The sequence below is a fragment of the Enterococcus sp. FSL R5-0957 genome (assembly GCF_038008005.1).
GTDB lineage: Bacteria > Bacillota > Bacilli > Lactobacillales > Enterococcaceae > Enterococcus_B > Enterococcus_B faecium.
Window position 1 is genome coordinate 1,567,580 of sequence record NZ_JBBOYG010000001.1, and the last position, 18,547, is coordinate 1,586,126.

The 18,547-nt window shown below is 38.7% G+C and carries 16 protein-coding genes and 2 pseudogenes; 5 read left to right on the forward strand and 13 right to left on the reverse strand.

Going from position 1 to position 18,547, the window contains the following annotated elements; all coding sequences use genetic code 11:
• Window positions 1–22 precede the first annotated feature (22 nt).
• Window positions 23–2,026 carry a DNA topoisomerase IV subunit B gene (parE, locus tag MKX69_RS07550; protein ID WP_341009598.1) on the reverse strand — a complete coding sequence of 668 codons (2,004 nt, stop codon included), beginning with the start codon at window positions 2,024–2,026 and terminating at the stop codon, window positions 23–25.
• Between the two features lie 165 nt (window positions 2,027–2,191).
• Window positions 2,192–2,626 carry a CoA-binding protein gene (locus MKX69_RS07555; protein WP_341009600.1) on the reverse strand — a complete coding sequence of 145 codons (435 nt, stop codon included), beginning with the start codon at window positions 2,624–2,626 and terminating at the stop codon, window positions 2,192–2,194.
• Window positions 2,627–2,762: 136 nt separating this feature from the next.
• Between MKX69_RS07555 and plsY the strand changes: the two genes are divergently transcribed.
• Entirely contained in the window at window positions 2,763–3,401 is a 639-nt protein-coding gene (gene plsY / locus MKX69_RS07560; protein ID WP_002296995.1) for a glycerol-3-phosphate 1-O-acyltransferase PlsY, read from the forward strand.
• 132 nt (window positions 3,402–3,533) lie between these two features.
• Here plsY and MKX69_RS07565 read toward each other — a convergent pair whose 3' ends face one another.
• The 10 genes from MKX69_RS07565 to ylqF all read right to left on the reverse strand — a co-directional run bounded on the left by MKX69_RS07565 (window position 3,534) and on the right by ylqF (window position 14,480).
• A complete protein-coding gene (locus MKX69_RS07565) occupies window positions 3,534–4,409 on the reverse strand; it encodes an aldose 1-epimerase family protein (RefSeq protein ID WP_002296994.1) in 876 nt (291 codons plus the stop codon).
• Between the two features lie 81 nt (window positions 4,410–4,490).
• Complete coding sequence (codY, locus tag MKX69_RS07570) at window positions 4,491–5,282, reverse strand: GTP-sensing pleiotropic transcriptional regulator CodY (protein ID WP_341009604.1); 792 nt, start codon at window positions 5,280–5,282, stop codon at window positions 4,491–4,493.
• 17 nt (window positions 5,283–5,299) lie between these two features.
• Window positions 5,300–6,700, reverse strand: coding sequence for an ATP-dependent protease ATPase subunit HslU (hslU, locus tag MKX69_RS07575; protein ID WP_002298110.1), 1,401 nt, complete (start codon window positions 6,698–6,700; stop codon window positions 5,300–5,302).
• A 13-nt stretch (window positions 6,701–6,713) separates the two neighbouring features.
• Window positions 6,714–7,262 (reverse strand): HslVU peptidase proteolytic subunit, encoded by a 549-nt coding sequence (gene hslV, locus MKX69_RS07580; protein WP_002288419.1) that lies wholly within the window; start codon window positions 7,260–7,262, stop codon window positions 6,714–6,716.
• A 36-nt stretch (window positions 7,263–7,298) separates the two neighbouring features.
• Window positions 7,299–8,204, reverse strand: coding sequence for a tyrosine recombinase XerC (gene xerC / locus MKX69_RS07585; protein WP_002288415.1), 906 nt, complete (start codon window positions 8,202–8,204; stop codon window positions 7,299–7,301).
• Between the two features lie 197 nt (window positions 8,205–8,401).
• The gene (gene trmFO / locus MKX69_RS07590; RefSeq protein ID WP_341009608.1) at window positions 8,402–9,778 is read right to left on the reverse strand and encodes an FADH(2)-oxidizing methylenetetrahydrofolate--tRNA-(uracil(54)-C(5))-methyltransferase TrmFO; all 1,377 of its coding nucleotides are present in this window, start codon (window positions 9,776–9,778) and stop codon (window positions 8,402–8,404) included.
• A complete protein-coding gene (gene topA, locus MKX69_RS07595) occupies window positions 9,747–11,825 on the reverse strand; it encodes a type I DNA topoisomerase (RefSeq protein WP_341009610.1) in 2,079 nt (692 codons plus the stop codon). The genes trmFO and topA overlap by 32 nt, the downstream gene beginning before the upstream one ends.
• A 121-nt stretch (window positions 11,826–11,946) precedes the next feature.
• The gene (gene dprA / locus MKX69_RS07600; RefSeq protein WP_025477861.1) at window positions 11,947–12,804 is read right to left on the reverse strand and encodes a DNA-processing protein DprA; all 858 of its coding nucleotides are present in this window, start codon (window positions 12,802–12,804) and stop codon (window positions 11,947–11,949) included.
• Window positions 12,805–12,859: 55 nt separating this feature from the next.
• Entirely contained in the window at window positions 12,860–13,627 is a 768-nt protein-coding gene (locus MKX69_RS07605) for a ribonuclease HII (RefSeq protein ID WP_002296990.1), read from the reverse strand.
• Window positions 13,620–14,480: a ribosome biogenesis GTPase YlqF gene (gene ylqF / locus MKX69_RS07610; RefSeq protein WP_002296988.1), complete on the reverse strand. Its 861-nt coding sequence runs from the start codon at window positions 14,478–14,480 to the stop codon at window positions 13,620–13,622. Before ylqF ends, MKX69_RS07605 begins: the two co-directional genes overlap by 8 nt.
• Window positions 14,481–14,739: 259 nt before the next feature.
• Here ylqF and MKX69_RS07615 point away from each other — a divergent pair, with 259 nt between their 5' ends.
• Window positions 14,740–15,138 (forward strand): VOC family protein, encoded by a 399-nt coding sequence (locus MKX69_RS07615; protein WP_341009613.1) that lies wholly within the window; start codon window positions 14,740–14,742, stop codon window positions 15,136–15,138.
• Window positions 15,139–15,374: 236 nt separating this feature from the next.
• Window positions 15,375–15,689 (forward strand): annotated as a pseudogene (locus tag MKX69_RS07620) (ECF transporter S component); the annotation flags it as partial.
• 8 nt (window positions 15,690–15,697) lie between these two features.
• On the opposite strand, the gene MKX69_RS07625 reads toward MKX69_RS07620, so the two are convergent.
• Complete coding sequence (locus tag MKX69_RS07625; RefSeq protein ID WP_002293280.1) at window positions 15,698–16,657, reverse strand: IS30-like element IS6770 family transposase; 960 nt, start codon at window positions 16,655–16,657, stop codon at window positions 15,698–15,700.
• Between the two features lie 97 nt (window positions 16,658–16,754).
• Between MKX69_RS07625 and MKX69_RS07630 the strand changes: the two are divergent.
• Together MKX69_RS07630 and MKX69_RS07635 are read left to right on the forward strand one after the other, a co-directional pair.
• Window positions 16,755–16,985: pseudogene (locus MKX69_RS07630) on the forward strand (hypothetical protein); the annotation flags it as partial.
• Window positions 16,986–17,193: 208 nt separating this feature from the next.
• The gene (locus MKX69_RS07635; RefSeq protein WP_341009017.1) at window positions 17,194–18,486 is read left to right on the forward strand and encodes an ISL3-like element IS1251 family transposase; all 1,293 of its coding nucleotides are present in this window, start codon (window positions 17,194–17,196) and stop codon (window positions 18,484–18,486) included.
• Window positions 18,487–18,547: the final 61 nt, after the last annotated feature.

Here is an 18,547-nt window from a genome sequence, read left to right on the forward strand (position 1 = left end):
GATTGTTTTCATTTTTATCTGCTCATTCTTCATCTAATAAATCATTAGAAACTGAAGGAGAGATTTCAGTATCCTCTTTTTTATCTAAGATACTGCCATCTTCTTCGAGCGTAAATTGCACGTGATTTTCGATCCATTTTCTTCGAGGTTCTACTTTGTCACCCATCAGTGTGGTTACTCGACGTTCAGCTTGCGCAGCATCATCGATACGGACGCGGATCAACGTACGGGAAGTCGGATCCATCGTTGTTTCCCACAATTGTTCCGCATTCATTTCTCCAAGTCCTTTATACCGCTGCAGCATATATCCTTTGCCGACTTTTTTAATCATTGCTGCCAATTCGTCATCTGTCCACGCATATTCAATGACTTGTTTCTTCCCTTGTCCTTTGGATACTTTATATAAAGGCGGTAACGCGATATATACTTTCCCAGCTTCAATCAGCGGTTTCATATAGCGATAAAAGAAAGTAAGCAGCAATACTTGAATATGGGCGCCGTCTGTATCCGCATCGGTCATGATGATTACTTTGTCGTAATTACAGTCTTCGATAGAAAACTCAGGACCGACTCCTGCACCAATCGTATAGATCATCGTATTGATTTCTTCATTTTTCAAGATATCTTGCATTTTAGCTTTTTCGGTATTGATGACTTTTCCTCGTAAAGGTAGAATTGCTTGGAACTTTCTGTCTCTTCCTTGTTTAGCAGATCCGCCAGCAGAATCCCCTTCGACTAAATACAATTCATTTTTCTTAGGGTTTCGGGATTGTGCGGGTGTCAATTTTCCTGAAAGAAGAGATTCGCCTTTTTTACGCTTCTTCCCATTTCGGCTTTCTTCTCTGGCTTTACGTGCTGCTTCTCTCGCTTCTCTGGCTTTGATTGCTTTACGGACCAACATCTGGCTCATTTCGCTATTTTCCTGCAAATAAAAGCCCATTTGTTCACTGATGACGTTATCTACTACGGTACGAGCAACTGGCGTACCAAGTTTTTCTTTTGTTTGCCCTTCAAATTGCAGAAGATTTTCAGGTACACGGATAGAAAGTACAGCAGCTAACCCTTCTCTGAAATCACTACCTTCCAGATTCTTGTCCCGTTCTTTCAGCAAACCAACTTTTCTCGCATATTCATTATAAGATTTCGTCATCGCCGCTTTCATACCAGCTTCATGGGTTCCCCCATCTTTTGTCCGAACGTTATTGACAAAAGATAAAACATTTTCTGAATACCCGTCATTGTATTGATAAGCGACCTCTACTTCGATACCTTCTTTTTCTCCTGAAAAATAAACAACTGGTGTCAATGTATCTTTTTCTTCATTCAGATAATCAACAAATTCTTTGATTCCTTCTTCGTAATGAAAAATTTCCTTGACTGGTTCTTCTCCACGAAGATCAGAAAGAGAGATTTTAACGCCTTTTAGAAGAAAGGCAGATTCTCTTAACCGTTCGGCTAAAATTTCATATGAAAATTTCGTTGTACTGAATATTGTATCGTCTGGTAAAAAATGGACAGTCGTCCCGTTTGCTTTTTTTGTTTTTCCTATCTTTTTCAACGTACCGTCAGGTTTACCGCCGTTTTTAAATTTCTGCTGATACTCTACGCCATCTCTAACGATCGTTACAGTTAGCCATTTCGATAAGGCATTTACCACACTGGCTCCTACACCGTGCAGTCCACCAGAAGTTTTGTACCCTCCTTGACCAAACTTTCCGCCAGCATGCAGCACAGTAAAAATCACTTCAACTGTTGGTATTCCGGAAGCATGCATTCCTACAGGCATCCCACGTCCGCTATCTGCAACAGTTATACTATTGTCTTCATGGATGGTCACATCAATCTCACTGCCATAACCTGATAATGCTTCGTCAACTGCATTATCGACGATTTCATAGACTAAATGATGCAAGCCTCGGCTGTCAGTGGATCCAATGTACATCCCTGGTCTTTTTCTAACTGCCTCTAATCCTTCCAATACTTGGATGGACGAGTCATTGTATTCGTTGTTTACTTTTTTTGCCAAGGCAAACGCTCCTTCAATAATACTTTGCGGCAAAACCGCACCACGATTATCATACTAGAAAAGGTCGTGAAAAAAAAGAGGGTAGACGAGAAATCAATTTTAATTATCTCCTAACCGCTTTTTCGACATTCCCCTCTATCGATCATCTCTTCTTTGTGGTCATTTTTATTTTTGGTTTTCTTTCAACTTACCAAGTTCAATCTTAATACAACGATCCATCACGATATCTGTACGTCCTGCTTTTCTTAGCATCTCAGCTGCTTCTTTGTTTTCAATCCCTAATTGTGCCCAGAACACTTTAGCATCAGTTTTCAAAAAATCATCTGCTACTTCAGGTAAAAATTCACTCCGTCTAAATACATCTACGATATCGATTGGATCATCGATTTCTGTCAAATTCGCATAGACTTTCTCGCCTAGAATTTCTTCACCAGCCAATAATGGATTTACTGGTATGATTTTATATCCATTGTCTTGCAATACCTGTGCAACCATGTAACTTGTTCGTTCTGGTTTATTGCTCAAGCCTACGACGGCAATATTTTTTGCTTCTTCCAAATAGTTGAAAATCGTTTCTTGTGTTTTATTTTTTACAGACATTTCTGCCACCCCTTGCTTTTCTTTTTATTCCATCTATTATACTTGTATCTTTCATTTTTTCAATTGTTCCTGTTACCTATTCATGCTAAAATAAAGGATAGTAAAGGATAGTTTTCAACTTGAAAGAGGGTAAAAAATGAAATTGATCTTATTACTTATTTTAGCATATCTTTTAGGTTCTATTCCTTCCGGTGTCTGGATTGGCAAATTGTTTTTCAAAAAAGATATCCGACAACACGGGAGCGGTAATACTGGAACGACCAATACATTTCGTGTATTAGGCAAAACAGCCGGGATTGTTGTCCTGCTTATGGATATTTTAAAAGGTACATTGGCTACTTGTTTGCCGATGATCTTCCACCTTTCTGGGATTAACCCTCTTTGGTTTGGGGTATGCGCCATTCTTGGCCATACATTTCCGATTTTTGCTGGGTTCAAAGGAGGAAAAGCTGTTGCGACAAGTGCAGGAATGCTTTTAGGATTTAATCCTGTATTTTTTGTTTATTCTTGTATCATCTTTATCGTTAGTTTATTTTGTACAAGTATGGTGAGTTTGAGCAGTATGATCAGTGCAGTATTGATCACTTTATCTACGATCGTCCTTCCTTATGTAGCTCCTGTGATTTTGGCTAAGCCCAATTGGTTACTGACGATCATTGCCTTTTTAGTTTCTTCCTTTATCTTTTATCGGCATAAAGACAATATCAAGCGTATCAGAAACCATACAGAAAGTCGAATCCCGTTTGGTTTGAATAGCAGCAAGAAAAAATCCTGATACTTTTTCATTCCAAAGAGATAAAACGGGAGTGTGACAAATCGATGTCACACTCCCTTATTACTTACAGGATAGCTTTTTTACACACCTTGGTAAACCGGTGTTCCCTGCTAACTTCTCGGTCACAACCTCTTACTTCACTGTGATGGAATATTTTGTCTTGAAGATTTCATGGGCACCTAGTTGATTGATCCCTACTTTTTCCATCAAGTTTCCACTACTGTTCACCGTGTCAGCGATTCCGCACCACGGTTCGATACAAACGAAAGGCGCTTCTTTTGGATAAGGAGACCAGATCCCTACATAAGGCATATCTTTATAGCTTAAAGTTACACTATGGGAAGATTTTTCACTTCGAATGGCATACGCATTTAGACCCCTTGTTTCAAAAACCAAGGCATCTTGCTCAAAAAGTTCACGATTCAAAGCCAGATTCGTATTTGTCTGACCTAACGTCTTTTGATCCATATCGATGAATGGGCCTTTCAATGGTAGGCGTAATCTTGATTTCAATGGAGAAAATGCCAGATAGAAATCTTCAAATGACAATCCTTCTTCAAGAGGTACATTGAAAGCAGGATGTCCACCGATAGAAAAGAACATTTCTTTTTCACCGGTATTTGCCACTTGATAATGAACCGTGATGCCGTCTCCTCCTAATTCATAGCTGATCACTAATTCAAAATCAAATGGATACTTTTCTAATGTCTCCGGCGTACTCCTTAAGATGAAACTAGCCATTTCTTGTCCATGTTCAATGACTTCAAAATCCATATCCCGAGCAAATCCGTGTTGCCCCATTTGATATGTTTTCCCTTGATAAACATACTGATCATCTTTTAAACGTCCAACAAAAGGGAATAAAACCGGTGCATGTCTGCCCCAATACGCTGGATCACCTTGCCAGATATACTCTAAACCATGTTCTTTTGATTTCAGACTGATCAATTCCGCACCGTGTTCAGCGATTTCGGCGATCAGCTGGTCATTTTGAATAATAACAGTCATTGCCATTCCTCCAACTTCGACTTACTTTTTAAAATGGGAAGGCTGGAACAAACATTTCTATCTGCCCCAGTCCCCTTACTTCTAATAACTGTGTTTTGCTAACTCGTCTTTAAAACGGGAATTCAATACTTTTAAATAAGTTCCCTTCATGCCTAACGAACGAGATTCAATGATTCCAGCTGATTCCAATTTTCGTAAAGCATTGACGATCACAGAACGAGTGATGCCGATACTATCGGCAATATTAGAAGCAGTCAGACGACCTTCATCTCCATCCAATGCTTCAAAGATAGCTTGTACAGCCTTCAATTCGCTATAAGATAATGTGTTGATTGCCATTTGGACAGCCGTTGCACTCCGTACATCTGCTTCGATGCTTCGAGACTTCTGATAAAGGATCTGCATACCGACAACCGTAGCTCCATATTCTGCTAAGACTAGATCGTCATCTGCAAACGATTGTTCCATACGAGATAAGATAATCGTACCCAAACGTTCGCCAGCTCCAAAGATCGGAACGACAGTCGTCAGACCAAATGGATATTTCTCTCTTGACTCTATCGGAAATGCAGTAATATCACTAGTAATTGGGATATTAGCTTCAGTTTTCATCAACTGTGCCACTGTATCAGTATAAGATTCAGGAAATTGTTTCTCAACAAAAATTGTTTTGATTCGTTCATTGTTCACATCGTGACGTTCATTATAACCTAGTAATACTCCGTCACTTCCTATGATATAGGTGTTGCTGTCAAGAATACCACCTAGTGTGACAGCCATTTTATCGTAAGGCAAATCTGCTTGCATGTCAAAAGTATTCTTTTGCTGCAAAAGTGTGTTTATCTTGCGGGTTTTCGTTAGCAGGTCTGTCATTGTCGTCCTCCGATTTTTTATAAAATATAGCGACTTAAATCTTCATTTGCCGCAATTGAGCCAAGTTTGTCATCCACATATGCTTCTGTGATCGTTATTTCTCCCATTTGCATATCTGGTGCTTCAAATAATAGATCTTCTAGTAGTTTTTCCAAAATGGTATGCAGTCTGCGTGCGCCGATATTATCTGTGTCACGGTTGACATCGAAAGCGATTTGAGCGATCCGTTCAATTGCTTCTTTTGTAAACGTAACTGACACATTTTCTGTACCAATCAATGCTACATATTGTTTTATTAAAGCATTATTCGGTTCAGTCAGAATTTTCACAAAATCTTCAGCTGTCAAATCATCTAATTCTACCCGTATTGGGAAACGCCCTTGGAGTTCTGGAATCAAATCACTCGGTTTAGATAAATGGAACGCTCCTGAAGCAATGAATAAGACATGATCTGTTTGGATGATCCCGTATTTTGTATTTACTTGTGAACCTTCGACAATTGGCAATATGTCTCTTTGAACGCCTTCTCTGGATACTTCTCCAGATTGCTGTGATTTAGAAGTGATCTTATCGATTTCATCGATAAAAATAATTCCACTTTCTTCCGCTAATTTGATTGCCTCACTATGGATATCAGCATCCTTGACTAATTTTGCTGATTCTTCCTTGATCAATAACTCTAAAGCTTCTTTGACTGTTACCGTCCGTTCCACTTTTTTCTTCGGTGTCAAAGCACCTAGAGTTTCATTTAGGTCGATCCCCATTTGCTCCAATCCATTGTTCATCATTGGTGCAGGTTTCTTTTGGTCTTCAACTTCAATAGTTACTTCACGACTATCCAGTAAACCCTTTTGTAGTTGTTCCAAGACTGTACGGCGATTGATTCGAATATCTTCTGTCACTTCTTCTTGCGGTTCAGCGGTATTTTGCTGACTAGCATTAAAAAGATTCATCATTTGTTCAAATTGATTAGTGGATTGTTTCTGTTCTTTTTTTATACCAGGTACCAAGATTTTTACCAAACGTTTTTCTGCATTTTTTTTAGCACTTGTGTATACACGGCTGTACTGCTCTTTTTCTACGATTTGGATCGCATTTTCTACTAAATCCCGAACCATTGATTCTACATCTCTTCCGACATAACCGACTTCAGTAAATTTTGTTGCTTCGACTTTGACAAATGGTGCATTGACGATTTTTGCCAAACGTCGTGCGATTTCTGTTTTACCGACCCCTGTAGGTCCGATCATCAGCATATTTTTTGGTGTAATATCTTGTTGCATTTTTTCATCTAACTGCAAACGGCGATAGCGGTTACGCAAAGCAACGGCAACAGATTTTTTTGCTGCGTGCTGTCCTACGATATATTCATCTAATTCACTTACGATTTGTCTTGGTGTTTGTTTTAATTCATACATATCTACTCACCTCTTACAGTTCTTCTACGATAATATTATGATTAGTAAAGATACAGATATCTGCGGCAATATTTAACGCATTTTCTGCAATTTCTTTCGCACTCATGTCGTTTTGAGCATAGTTTTTCATTGCTCGGGCTGCAGCCAACGCAAAATTCCCTCCTGATCCGATAGCTAAGATACCATCATCTGGTGTGATAACTTCTCCTGTACCTGAAACAAGAAGCATTTCTTTATCATTCATTACGATCAGCATCGCTTCAAGTTTTTGCATAGATTGCTGTGTCCGCCATTCTTGAGCTAATTCGACAGCTGCGCGTTGTAGATTCCCGTTATATTCGTTTAGTTTGCCTTCAAATTTTTCTTCTAAAGTAAACGCATCTGCAACACTTCCGGCGAAACCTACAACAACTTCTCCATTGTAGATACGTCGTACTTTCTTTGCAGTGCCTTTCATGACAACAGATTCACCCATTGTTACTTGGCCATCTCCAGCCATAGCAAATTTCCCGTCTTTTTCGACGGCACAGATAGTGGTTGAATGAAATGGTGATTCGACCATGTTTGTTTCCTCCTAAATTTGTTCTTTTCCTTATTTTTACGCTCTTGGATGGAAAGAACGATAGTTTTTTTGTAAACTTTCTTTTGTTACATGGGCATAGATCTGGGTAGTCGATAAATTGGCATGTCCTAGCAATTCTTGGACTGTCCGCAAATCTGCCCCATTATTTAATAAATGAGTAGCAAATGTATGGCGCAGCATGTGAGGATGGATATCACTATCCAAACTGCTTTTTTTGATCATTTGATTCAAGACATATTCAATTCCAGTAGGCGTGATTGGTTTTCCATGATGATTCACAAAAACGATATCATGCTCTTCGTGATATTTTGTCATCAATACCTGGCGGCCTTCCCTGAAATATTCTTGCAGAGCATCTTGAGCAAAAGAACCTAGAGGAGCATATCTCTCTTTGTTTCCTTTACCATGGATCAACATGACCTCTGAATCAAAATCAATGTCTGATACCGACAAACTGCTACACTCACTTAAACGGATGCCAGATCCGTAAAGGACTTCCAGCAAAGCGCGGTTCCTCAAATCTAGAGGACTATCTCCTGCTACGCTGTCAAAAAGTGCTTGCATTTCATTTTCATAAAAAAAGCGTGGCAATCTCAAATTTTTCTTTTTGAGATGAACGTAAGAAAATGGATTTTCTTTTATCACTTCTTCTTTGAGAAGATACTGATAAAACGAACGTAGGCTGGCTATCTTGCGACTGATAGAATTTCTGCTATAGCTAGGACGATGATCAGCTAATGCACTCAAATAGACACGAACCGTAAAATATTCCGCCTTCAGCAGATCAGCGTCTCCAGATTCCTCCAAAAAATGTTTGAAATGGAGAATGTCTTCTTCATATGCTTCTTTCGTTTTTTCTGAATATCCTCTTTCGACAATCAAATAACGCAAAAATTTTTGTTCCCACGTGGCTTCTGTCATTTTCTCACCTTCCTTTTGTCCCAGAGAATAATTTAGCACAGCGTTTATAAAAAGACAAATAAATTGTCAGAATTTAACCAATATTTCTAAGTTTGTTCACAATTGGCGCAATTCCTCACCTTTTGTTTGAGAAATTCTTAAGAAAAACGCAAGAAAAAGAGCGAGACTATCCGTCTCACCCTCTTCATGGAGTTTCCTTACTCATTTGGGACTGCAGTTTTTTCTAATTCTGTTTTTATTGCCTCATTAGCTTTTAAAGCTCGTTGTGCAATTGCTTCATATCTTGCTTTTTTGTCTCGAATGCGCTCTGGCAGTTCAGGAAACAGACCATAGTTGGCATTCATCGGTTGGAAATGTTTTCCTTCCGCATGAGTAATGTAGTAAGCCATACTTCCAATAGCTGTTTCTTGTGGAAACTCGACTGGTTCCATTTCTTTTGCTAAGCGTGCGGCGTTGATTCCAGCAAGTAGTCCGCTCGCTGCACTTTCAACATAGCCTTCTACACCAGTCATCTGACCTGCAAAGAACAGATCTTCGCGTTTCGTTGATTGGTAAGTCGGTTTCAGCAATTCTGGCGAATTCATAAAGCTGTTTCGGTGCATCACACCATAGCGAACGAATTCAGCATTTTCCAACCCAGGAATCATCCGGAAAACACGTTTTTGCTCGCCCCATTTCAAGTGAGTCTGAAAGCCCACGATGTTGTATAAAGAAGCTGCAGCATTGTCTTGACGCAGCTGGATAACAGCATAAGGACGTTTGCCAGTTTTAGGATCTTCCAATCCAACTGGTTTCATGGGTCCGAAAAGCATCGTTTTGAATCCTCGCTGTGCCATTACTTCAATTGGCATACATCCTTCAAAATATTTTTCTTTCTCAAAAGATTTAAGTTCTGCCACTTCGGCATTGATTAGTGCCTCATGGAAAGCTTTGAATTCCTCTTCTGTCATCGGACAGTTCAAGTAAGCAGCTTCTCCTTTGTCATAGCGGGACTTCAAATATACTTTATCCATATCGATCGTAGCTTTGTCTACGATTGGTGCAGCTGCATCATAGAAATAAAAACCATCTGAACCATTGAATGCTTTGATGCTTTCTGCTAATGGATGAGAAGTCAAAGGTCCTGTTGCTACTACGGTGATTCCTTCCGGTATTTCAGTAATCTCTTCGTTTATCACTGTTACTAATGGATGCTCTTTGACTTTTCGGGTAATTGTTTCAGAAAAAGAATCGCGGTCAACAGCTAAGGCACCACCAGCTGGCACTGCTGTTTCATCTGCCGAAGTGATTACTACCGAATCCAATCGGCGCATTTCTTCTTTCAATAACCCTACTGCATTAGCCAAACTGTTTCCTCTTAATGAATTGGAACATACTAGTTCAGCAAAATTACTTGTGTGATGCGCCTCAGTCGATTTGACTGGACGCATTTCATATAAACGGACAGGGACTCCTGCTTGTGCGATTTGCCAAGCACCTTCACTTCCGGCAAGCCCTGCTCCAACAACATTTACCATTTTCAATGAAAGAACCTCTTTTCTATTATTTTTGGATGACTTCTTCGTAATCTCCATTTACACAGACTACTTGTTTACCGCCTTTGACTTTCTTCTCGACCAGATATCCGTCACATTTTGGACAATTTCTGCCCACTGGTTTATCCCAAGAAGTGAATTCACATTCTGGAAAACGGGAACAACCATAGAATAGTCTGTTTTTCTTAGATTTTCGTTCAATGACTTGTCCTTCATGACATACTGGGCAAGTCACACCGATTTCTTTTACGATTGGTTTCGTATTCCGACAATCAGGAAAATTACTGCAAGCATAAAACTTCCCATATTTCCCTAATTTTATCACCATCGGATGTCCACAGACATCACAATCGAATCCTGCTGGTTCATCTTTGATTTGAATTTTTTCGATTTTTTCTTCCGCATTCGTCAGTTCTTTTTCAAACGGTTTATAGAAACGATCAACCACTTTGACCCACGCTTCCGTGCCTTCTTCAATTTTATCCAAATCTCCTTCCATTTCTGCTGTGAAATGGATATCGACGATTTGAGGGAAGAATTCACAGATCAGTGAATTGACAATTTCTCCTAGTTCAGTCGGCTCAAATCTTTTTTGTGTCAATTTTACATAGTAGCGTCTTTGGATCGTATCAAGTGTTGGTGCATAAGTGGAAGGTCGCCCTACCCCGTTTTCTTCTAGTGCACGAATCAACGTAGCCTCACTAAAACGTGCTGGTGGTTGAGTAAAATGTTGTTTTGGTTCAATATCAACAGATTGGACTACATCGCCTTCTTCAAGTTCTGGAAGAATATTTTCTTTCTCTTCTTTGCCGTCATCTCTACCTTCCACATACACTTGCATGAATCCTTTGAATTTGATTTTTGAACCGTTCGCAATGAAGATGACACCATTTTGTTCTAATGTCACTTTCATTGTATCTAAAATAGCTGGTGTCATCTGACTAGCCACAAAACGTGACCAGATCAATGTATAAAGTTTCAATTGATCTTTATCTAAATATTGTTTGAGTTCATCTGGTGTACGAAGCACACTCGTTGGACGCACAGCTTCATGGGCATCTTGTGCGCCTTGAGCATTTTTGATCTTTCGGTGATCATGTCTAGAAAATTCTTTTCCATACGTATCTTCAATAAATGCTGCGGCCTCTGCTTTTGCTGTATCGGCAATCCGGGTAGAATCAGTACGCATGTATGTAATCAAGCCGACTGTTCCTTGTTTACCCAAAGTGATTCCTTCATATAATTGCTGTGCTACCATCATGGTTTTTCTTGTTCGAAAGTTTAACTTACGGGCAGCTTCTTGTTGCAGGCTACTTGTAGTGAAAGGATTCGCAGGGTTTCTTTTGCGCTCTTTCTTTTCTACTTTTTTAACTTCGAAGTCTGTTCCATCAATTCTAGCAGTGACTTCTTTTACACTTTGTGCATCTGGTAATTTCTTTTTCTTACCGTCGATTCCCCAGAAATTTGCTTTGAATTTCTTGCGAGCTTTTTTAAAATTACCGTCGATGCTCCAATATTCTTCTGGAACAAATTCTCGGATCTCTTTTTCACGGTCAATAATAATTTTTAAAGCGACAGATTGGACACGTCCTGCACTTAACCCTTTCTTGACCTTACGCCAGAGAATAGGACTGATCGAATAACCAACGATTCTGTCTAAGGTACGACGAGCTTGCTGTGCATCTACTAAATCTACATCGATCGTTCTTGGTTCCTTAAAAGCTGCTTTGACTGCGTCTTTTGTGATTTCATTGAAGACCACCCGATTTTTTTCTTTCAGATCCAACCCAAGTAGGTACGCTAAATGCCAAGCAATCGCTTCTCCTTCTCTATCCGGGTCACTTGCCAAGTAAACTTTTTGAGCTTTTTTTGCTGCGGCTTTAAGGCTTTTGATGACATCGCCTTTTCCGCGTATAGAAATATAATGGGGTTCATAATTGTTTTCAAAATCGATACCCATTTTACTTTTCGGTAAATCTCTTATATGGCCAACACTGGCCATTACTTTATAGTTTCGTCCAAGATATTTCTCAATTGTCTTGGCTTTTGCAGGTGATTCTACAATCACTAAATATTTATACGCCATTACTGAATGGACTCCTTTCCATTGTCGTGTTCCTACTATTAAAAGAGGATTCATACAAATCGTAGCTAATCATATCCATTCAGAAAACGTTTGTCAAGAAAAGCAAATGAAAAGTATGGTGTTATTCTTTAAATTCTGCCAAGATATCTTCACCCGAAACCGTGCAAACTGCACCGTCTTGGATCAAATGATGACATCCGGTAGAATGTTCTGTTAAAATATTTCCTGGAACAGAAAAAACTGTTCTTCCAAGATCCAATGCTTGCTGTGCTGTTATCAGAGAGCCGCTTTTTTTCTTGGCTTCAAAGACACATGTTCCTTTAGACAAAGCTGCGATAATCCGATTTCTCATTGGAAAACGATGCTTTTTCGGGCCGGATTGAGGAGGATATTCACTCAAAAGAAGATGATCATTTGCAATCACCTCTTGCAAGTCACGATTTTCAGCAGGATAGACTTGCTCTATCCCTGTTCCAATGACTGCGATTGTCCGTCCACCATGAGAGATTGCTGCTTGGTGACCGTATGTATCTATCCCTTTCGCGCAGTCACTGACGATCACATATCCAGCTTCTACCACTGGTTTTAGTAAATAATAAACTGTTTTTTTGGCTAAAGCAGAAGTGTGTCTTCCACCAACAACGCTTAACATGTTACAAGAAAGTAAAGATAGATCACCATTATAAAACAGTACAATTGGCGGATAGGTCAAGTGAAGCAGCTGAGGGGGATATTTGGGATCAAAGCAAGTGATAAACGACTGTTTCGATTGGATTTTGCCCCAGTTAGCGTGAATTTCCTGCCAACTTTTGCGAAACAGCTCCCGATGTGTGGTTATTTTACCTATCTTAATGATGTCTTCAAATCCGATTTCTTTATAAGGATACTGCATCATCCAGTTAGCAAGTGCCCATTTTCCTTGACTACTGATTCCTTTTGTATAAGCAAGTTTCAATAAATTCTCTTCTATTTGATACATCATAAAACCGCCTTTCGTCTCTCTTTCTAATAAGATACGTAAAAGCGGCTGTTTTTTATTGTAAATATTTTTTTACAGGTGCAAAACTTTTACGATGGATTGGCGTAATTCCTTGTCGTTCAAGTCCTTCTAAGTGTTCCTTTGTTCCATAACCTGCATTATGCGAGAAACCATATCCAGGATAAAGCACGTCATATTCTTTCATCAATTGGTCTCGATATACTTTAGCAATGATACTTGCAGCAGCAATCGACACAGATCGTGCATCCCCTTTGATTATTTTTTCCTGCTGGATAGGCAAATCCAAGGTCATCGCATCGATCAACAAATAGCTTGGTACAATGGACAATTTTTCTACTGCTTGGATCATCGCTAATTTACTTGCTTCATAAATATTCACATCATCGATTGTCTGCTGATCAACGATCCCGATCCCGATTGCCAGGGCTTTTTCTTGAACTTGTTGATAAAGAAGTTCTCGCTTTTTCTCTGATAATTGTTTGGAGTCATTCAGCCCTAATATGATCTCATTTTTCGGCAAGATAACTGCAGCTGCCACGACAGGTCCAGCTAATGGTCCTCTTCCTACTTCATCAATGCCGGCAATCCATTGGTGACCTTGTGCGTACCCTTGCTTTTCAAAGCAAAACATTTCTTCATATTTTTCCTTAATTAATGCTTCCTTTTTCAATCGTCGTTCAAAAGAAGCCAGTGCTTGCTGCACGCCTTTGCGTGGATCATTTCTTAATGATTCTAGTGTAGGATCATCTATTCTCTGTATGCTTTTCAATCGTTCTTTGATACTTTGGATGGATTCAGTCATCACTTTTTTGCTCCATTTCTTCGCAACGATCCAGTGTGTATCGTCCAAGTTTTCCTTGGCGAATATCATGCACGACTAATTCGCTGCCGCGATCATAGTCTTCTTTATACCCACGTTTTGCTGTAATATCCATCAGTAATTCCGGTGCCAATTTTTCTTCTTGCTCGATTGATAAACCATAACGATCGCTGATTCTTCCTGAATAATATCGGGCAAAAAAGTCTAATCCGTAAATCGCTAAATCATCTAAATGGACAAGCTGGTCTTTGATCGCGCCTGTCAGCGCTAGTTTTTTGCCGATTTCTTCATCTTCAAATTTGGGCCATAAAATCCCTGGTGTGTCTAACAATTCCAACTCATTACCTAAACGAAGCCACTGCTGACCTTTTGTTACGCCAGGCTTATTTCCTGTCTGTGCAATTTTCTTGCCTACTAGTCGATTCATCAACGTAGATTTCCCAACATTTGGAATACCTAAGACCATTGCCCGAATAGCGCGAGGCTTGATCCCCCGAGCAGCATCTCTTGCCCGTTTTTCTTTCAATGCTTCTTTAGCCGCAGGTACTAGACCTTTAATTCCTTTACTTTCTTGTGCCGTGATAGCTAATGCAAGATGGCCTTGTTTACGAAAATATTCTTGCCACAGCTTTGTCTGTTGTGGATCTGCCAGATCCGCTTTATTCAATAAAACAAGGCGAGGTTTTTGCTGAATGATCTGATCTAGCATTGGATTACGAGAAGATAAAGGTAATCGTGCGTCTACCAATTCAAATACGATGTCCACATATTTCATTTTTTCAGAAACTTCTCGTCGGGCTTTTGCCATATGTCCCGGAAACCATTGGATGGTCATTGTTCTCTCCATTCCTTTCATACCGGAATATTCCCCGGCTTTACTTGTTTTTTTCTTTTTCAATATAAATTCACTTTTTTATTATAAAGAAATTCCATCTATTAGTTAAGTGAAAGTGAACCAGTCCTCATTCTATCACATCTTCACTTTTTTGATGATGTAAATTTTTATTTTGGTTTCTATATATGAATCTAAATTTTTGACAGCGTTTCCTAAATAAGAGATGATAAACGAACAAAACAGAAAGGAGACGAAACAAATGAATAGTATGGTTTTTGTTAATTTTCCTGTTGCTGATGTCAATCGTTCCGTTGCTTTTTATGAAAAGCTGGGTTTTAAAAAAAATGAAGAATTTTCTACTGAAGAAGCTGGTTCAATGGTATGGGATGACACTTTTTGGGTAATGCTTCTCTCTCATGATTTTTATAAAAAATTTATAAAAGATAAAGAAATAGCTGATAATAAAAAAACAAGTGGTGCTTTGATTTCGCTTAGTGTTGAAAACGCGGATGAAGTAAAAAAATTTGCTCAAATTGCAAAAGAAAATGGTGGTACTTTCCACGAAGTAGATATGGGAATGCCTGAAGAAGAAATGTTTTCATTAGAAGTCCAAGATCTAGACGGAAATACATTAGAACCCGTATGGATGAAGATGTAAGCAGATAACTAATCTGACGTTTTTTATAACAAAAAAACAAAGGCGGATGATACGATAAGTATTCTCCGCCTCTATTTTTTTCATTCGTACAATCTCTTTTTTACAGTTTATAAAAGCAGTCTTCTCACCCTTTTTTTAATTGTTAGATGCCAGTGTATGTAAATCACCAATGTGTCATGACACATTGGTGATTTTATGGTATCCTTTTATTATTAACTGACAAAGGAGAGAATATTTTGAACACTTTGATTGCAAAAGACGTTTTTAGATTGCCCGAAATGAATGCAAGATTGTTGTCGACCTCTGCTCTTTTATTAGCCCTTGATGTCATCTTATACAAGATAGCGATTGGTCCTGCTTATTTTCAAATCACATTCGGATTTTTAAGTATGGCGCTTATGGGTTATCTATATGGACCGATCTGGGCTGGTTTGCTTGAAATGTTGTCGAACACTTTAAATTTCACGATATTTGGTTCAGGAACGTTTCAAGCTGCTTTTCTTATCACGGCTTTCCTTGGTGGATTTATTAATGGCTTATTTTTATATCATATGATTTGTCAAATTAAGCTAGAATAAAATGCTTCTTGTACATAGCTCAAAAATATTTCGATTGGTGTTCTGTAATTCAATGATTTTCTTGGAATATGATTACGTTGATTGCTGACACTGGAAATAAATGTCTGATTCACTTCTCTAAAATCCATTGATTTCGGCAGTCCATTACGACGCAGAATCCCGTTAGAATTCTCGTTTAATGGGCGTTGAGAAGGTGTTCCAGGGTCCGCAAAATATATATCAATATCATGTTGGTTACTAATGGCTTTCCAGTTAGAAAATTCTTTTCCACAGTCAAACGTAATAGATTTAAAGAAGTTTTTAGGGAAGCGAGAAAACCATTGATTAAGGGCAGTTTCAATATCTAATGCCTTACGGCCGTTGGGTTTAATCGTGATAATGACTTTAGATAATCTTTCAACTAAAGTAATGACGGCACTTTTATGATGAATGCCAACGATCGTATCACCTTCAAGGTGACCAAACTCAGAATTGAAATCAGGATAATTATCAGGTCGATCATGGATTGAGCGCTGATACTGTTGTTTTCCCCGTTTTTCCTGATGGCCATTGGGTTTTCTTTTACCTTTCATCGGTAGTGTGTCAATATCAAATATTCCTTTAGAAAATAAACGATAAAGGGTTCTCATACCGCATGAAACAGGTCTTTCTTTTCGCCCGATAATGACGTCAGGCGTCCAACCAAGAGTGACTTTCTCTTTAATGTAATCTACTTCATGAGCAGGTAATTGAATGACTTTTCTACCACATTTTTTCTTATTTTCTTTATACTGGTGCCAATAATCAAGAGCAGTCTTACCTTGCTTGAACTTATTGACTACATTATAAATAGTTTGTATAGCACGTCCCATTCGGTTAGCGATTTCAACCGGCTTATTATGTTGAAGATAATATGATTCTATCATTGTCAGTTCGTCTATGGTAAGATGTTTGTAGGTCATTTATGGTTACACTCCTTTGTTTTCTTTCGTCGGAAATACAATTTGAGTGTACCATAAATGCCTTTTTATTTTTCTAACTTAATTTTACAATTCGCGTCATAAAAAGATAAACCTGCCTTCCGTCATCGCTGCCCAATTATTGATTATGATCCCAGTCAGCCTTTTTATCAATTCTTGGCTGATGTCTGTTTTGTTTGGTGCAGATTTCAAAGTGATTTTTCTAGGTAGAGTCATCAGGAATATGATCCAAATCCCTATTCAAATAATGGTTGTTTATTCATTTATCAAAACTTTAGAGGCTAGAAAAGTGTTTAAACGAGCTGTTTGATTTTACGTACTAAGGTAGTAAACTGATTTTGGATTAAACAATAAAGCGTGCAGTCTCAACAGACTGCACGCTTTATTGTTTCGGCTCTATACTTTTTGATGTTGGTGGATGACACCAGCATCTTTTTTATTTTCCAAAACATATAGAAAAGACACCTTGAAATCCTTTAGAATTAATTTGGCGAACCAACCCAAAAGGAGGAATCAAGATGTCTTACACTCACCTTATCAAAGAAACATTAGATATTCTAGACTTATCAGTTACTTTTAACGAAAATTGTCTCACAAAAGAAAAATACAAAGGGCAAATCTGTCATATTTATCGTGGAAACTTGATTTATACAGCCCAAGAATGCATCCACTGTAAACACCAGATTGCTTCAGATATTGTGCGTTGGGGTACAACAACCGTCCGGTTGTTAATGAACGATGTTTCTGAATACCGTACCTACCTCGAATTGAAAAAGCAACGCTTCAAATGCAAAGCTTGTCAGCGGACCTTTGTCGCAGATACTTCTGTTGCGAAAAAACACTGTTTCATCAGTGAGAAAGTCCGCTGGTCTGTCGTGACTCGTCTGAAAAAAAATACCTCAATGACAGAGATCGCCGCTCAGAAAAATCTATCGGTCTCTTCTGTTTACCGTATTATGAAGCGATTTTATCGTCCGTTGAATCCTTTTCGGACACCGTTACCTAAGGTACTTTGTTTTGATGAATTCAAATCAGTTCGGGGTGTTTCAGGTGCTATGAGTTTCATCATGATGGATGGACAAACACAGCGCTTATTGGACATTGTCGAGAACCGACAACTGCCTTTTTTAAAACGTTATTTTAGTCATTTTTCACGAGAAATTCGTGAAGCGGTCGAATGGATCGTGATTGATATGTACGCTCCTTATGTATCGCTCGTTAAAAAGCTGTCTCCAAAAGCACAGCTGATTATTGACCGGTTTCACATCGTCCAACATATTGGTCGTACCTTTCGCAATCATCGAATCAAAGAAACGAACCAACTATTAAAAAGCAAAGAACAAAAACACTATCAATTAGGTAAGCAATTAAAAAGATACTGGAAACTTCTTCAAAAAGATGAACGCAAGCTTGATTATACTCGACGCCTTTGGCGACCTGGCTTCAAAGCTCATTTAACAGAGACCGATATTGTGGATCGCTTACTGAAAGGGAGCCCTGCTTTGCGTGTAGGCTATCAGTTATATCAAGACTTTCTTTACGCTGTAAAGGAACGAGACTACGTATCGTTTGAAGAACTACTTACCAATAATATCATGCTTCCCGAAGGCTATCAGACGACCTTGAGAACGTTCCAGAAATTTCTGCCACAAATCAAAAATGCTTTACAACAAAGTTATTCAAATGGCCCACTTGAATGTCTGAACAACCATATCAAAGTGTTAAAACGAAATGCATATGGCTTTCGTAGCTTTTATAATTTCAAATTGCGCATCATGATTCGTCATGGCAACGCATTGATTTTCAACTAAAAAAGATCAAGAGGAACTGATCCACTTGATCTCCAATTATTCTAAGATTTCTCTTTACCAA

Bases quoted from the DNA above. Each gene is read 5' to 3' on its own strand.
- MKX69_RS07605 (WP_002296990.1), bottom strand. From the start codon at position 13,627: ATGACTGAATCCATCCAAAGTATCAAAGAACGATTGAAAAGCATACAG.
- hslU (WP_002298110.1), bottom strand. From the start codon at position 6,700: ATGTATGAATTAAAACAAACACCAAGACAAATCGTAAGTGAATTAGAT.
- topA (WP_341009610.1), bottom strand. From the start codon at position 11,825: ATGGCGTATAAATATTTAGTGATTGTAGAATCACCTGCAAAAGCCAAG.
- MKX69_RS07565 (WP_002296994.1), bottom strand. From the start codon at position 4,409: ATGACTGTTATTATTCAAAATGACCAGCTGATCGCCGAAATCGCTGAA.
- trmFO (WP_341009608.1), bottom strand. From the start codon at position 9,778: ATGGAGATTACGAAGAAGTCATCCAAAAATAATAGAAAAGAGGTTCTT.
- hslV (WP_002288419.1), bottom strand. From the start codon at position 7,262: ATGGTCGAATCACCATTTCATTCAACCACTATCTGTGCCGTCGAAAAA.
- codY (WP_341009604.1), bottom strand. From the start codon at position 5,282: ATGACAGACCTGCTAACGAAAACCCGCAAGATAAACACACTTTTGCAG.
- MKX69_RS07615 (WP_341009613.1), top strand. From the start codon at position 14,740: ATGAATAGTATGGTTTTTGTTAATTTTCCTGTTGCTGATGTCAATCGT.
- xerC (WP_002288415.1), bottom strand. From the start codon at position 8,204: ATGACAGAAGCCACGTGGGAACAAAAATTTTTGCGTTATTTGATTGTC.
- MKX69_RS07635 (WP_341009017.1), top strand. From the start codon at position 17,194: ATGTCTTACACTCACCTTATCAAAGAAACATTAGATATTCTAGACTTA.
- MKX69_RS07555 (WP_341009600.1), bottom strand. From the start codon at position 2,626: ATGTCTGTAAAAAATAAAACACAAGAAACGATTTTCAACTATTTGGAA.
- ylqF (WP_002296988.1), bottom strand. From the start codon at position 14,480: ATGACCATCCAATGGTTTCCGGGACATATGGCAAAAGCCCGACGAGAA.
- plsY (WP_002296995.1), top strand. From the start codon at position 2,763: ATGAAATTGATCTTATTACTTATTTTAGCATATCTTTTAGGTTCTATT.
- dprA (WP_025477861.1), bottom strand. From the start codon at position 12,804: ATGTATCAAATAGAAGAGAATTTATTGAAACTTGCTTATACAAAAGGA.
- MKX69_RS07625 (WP_002293280.1), bottom strand. From the start codon at position 16,657: ATGACCTACAAACATCTTACCATAGACGAACTGACAATGATAGAATCA.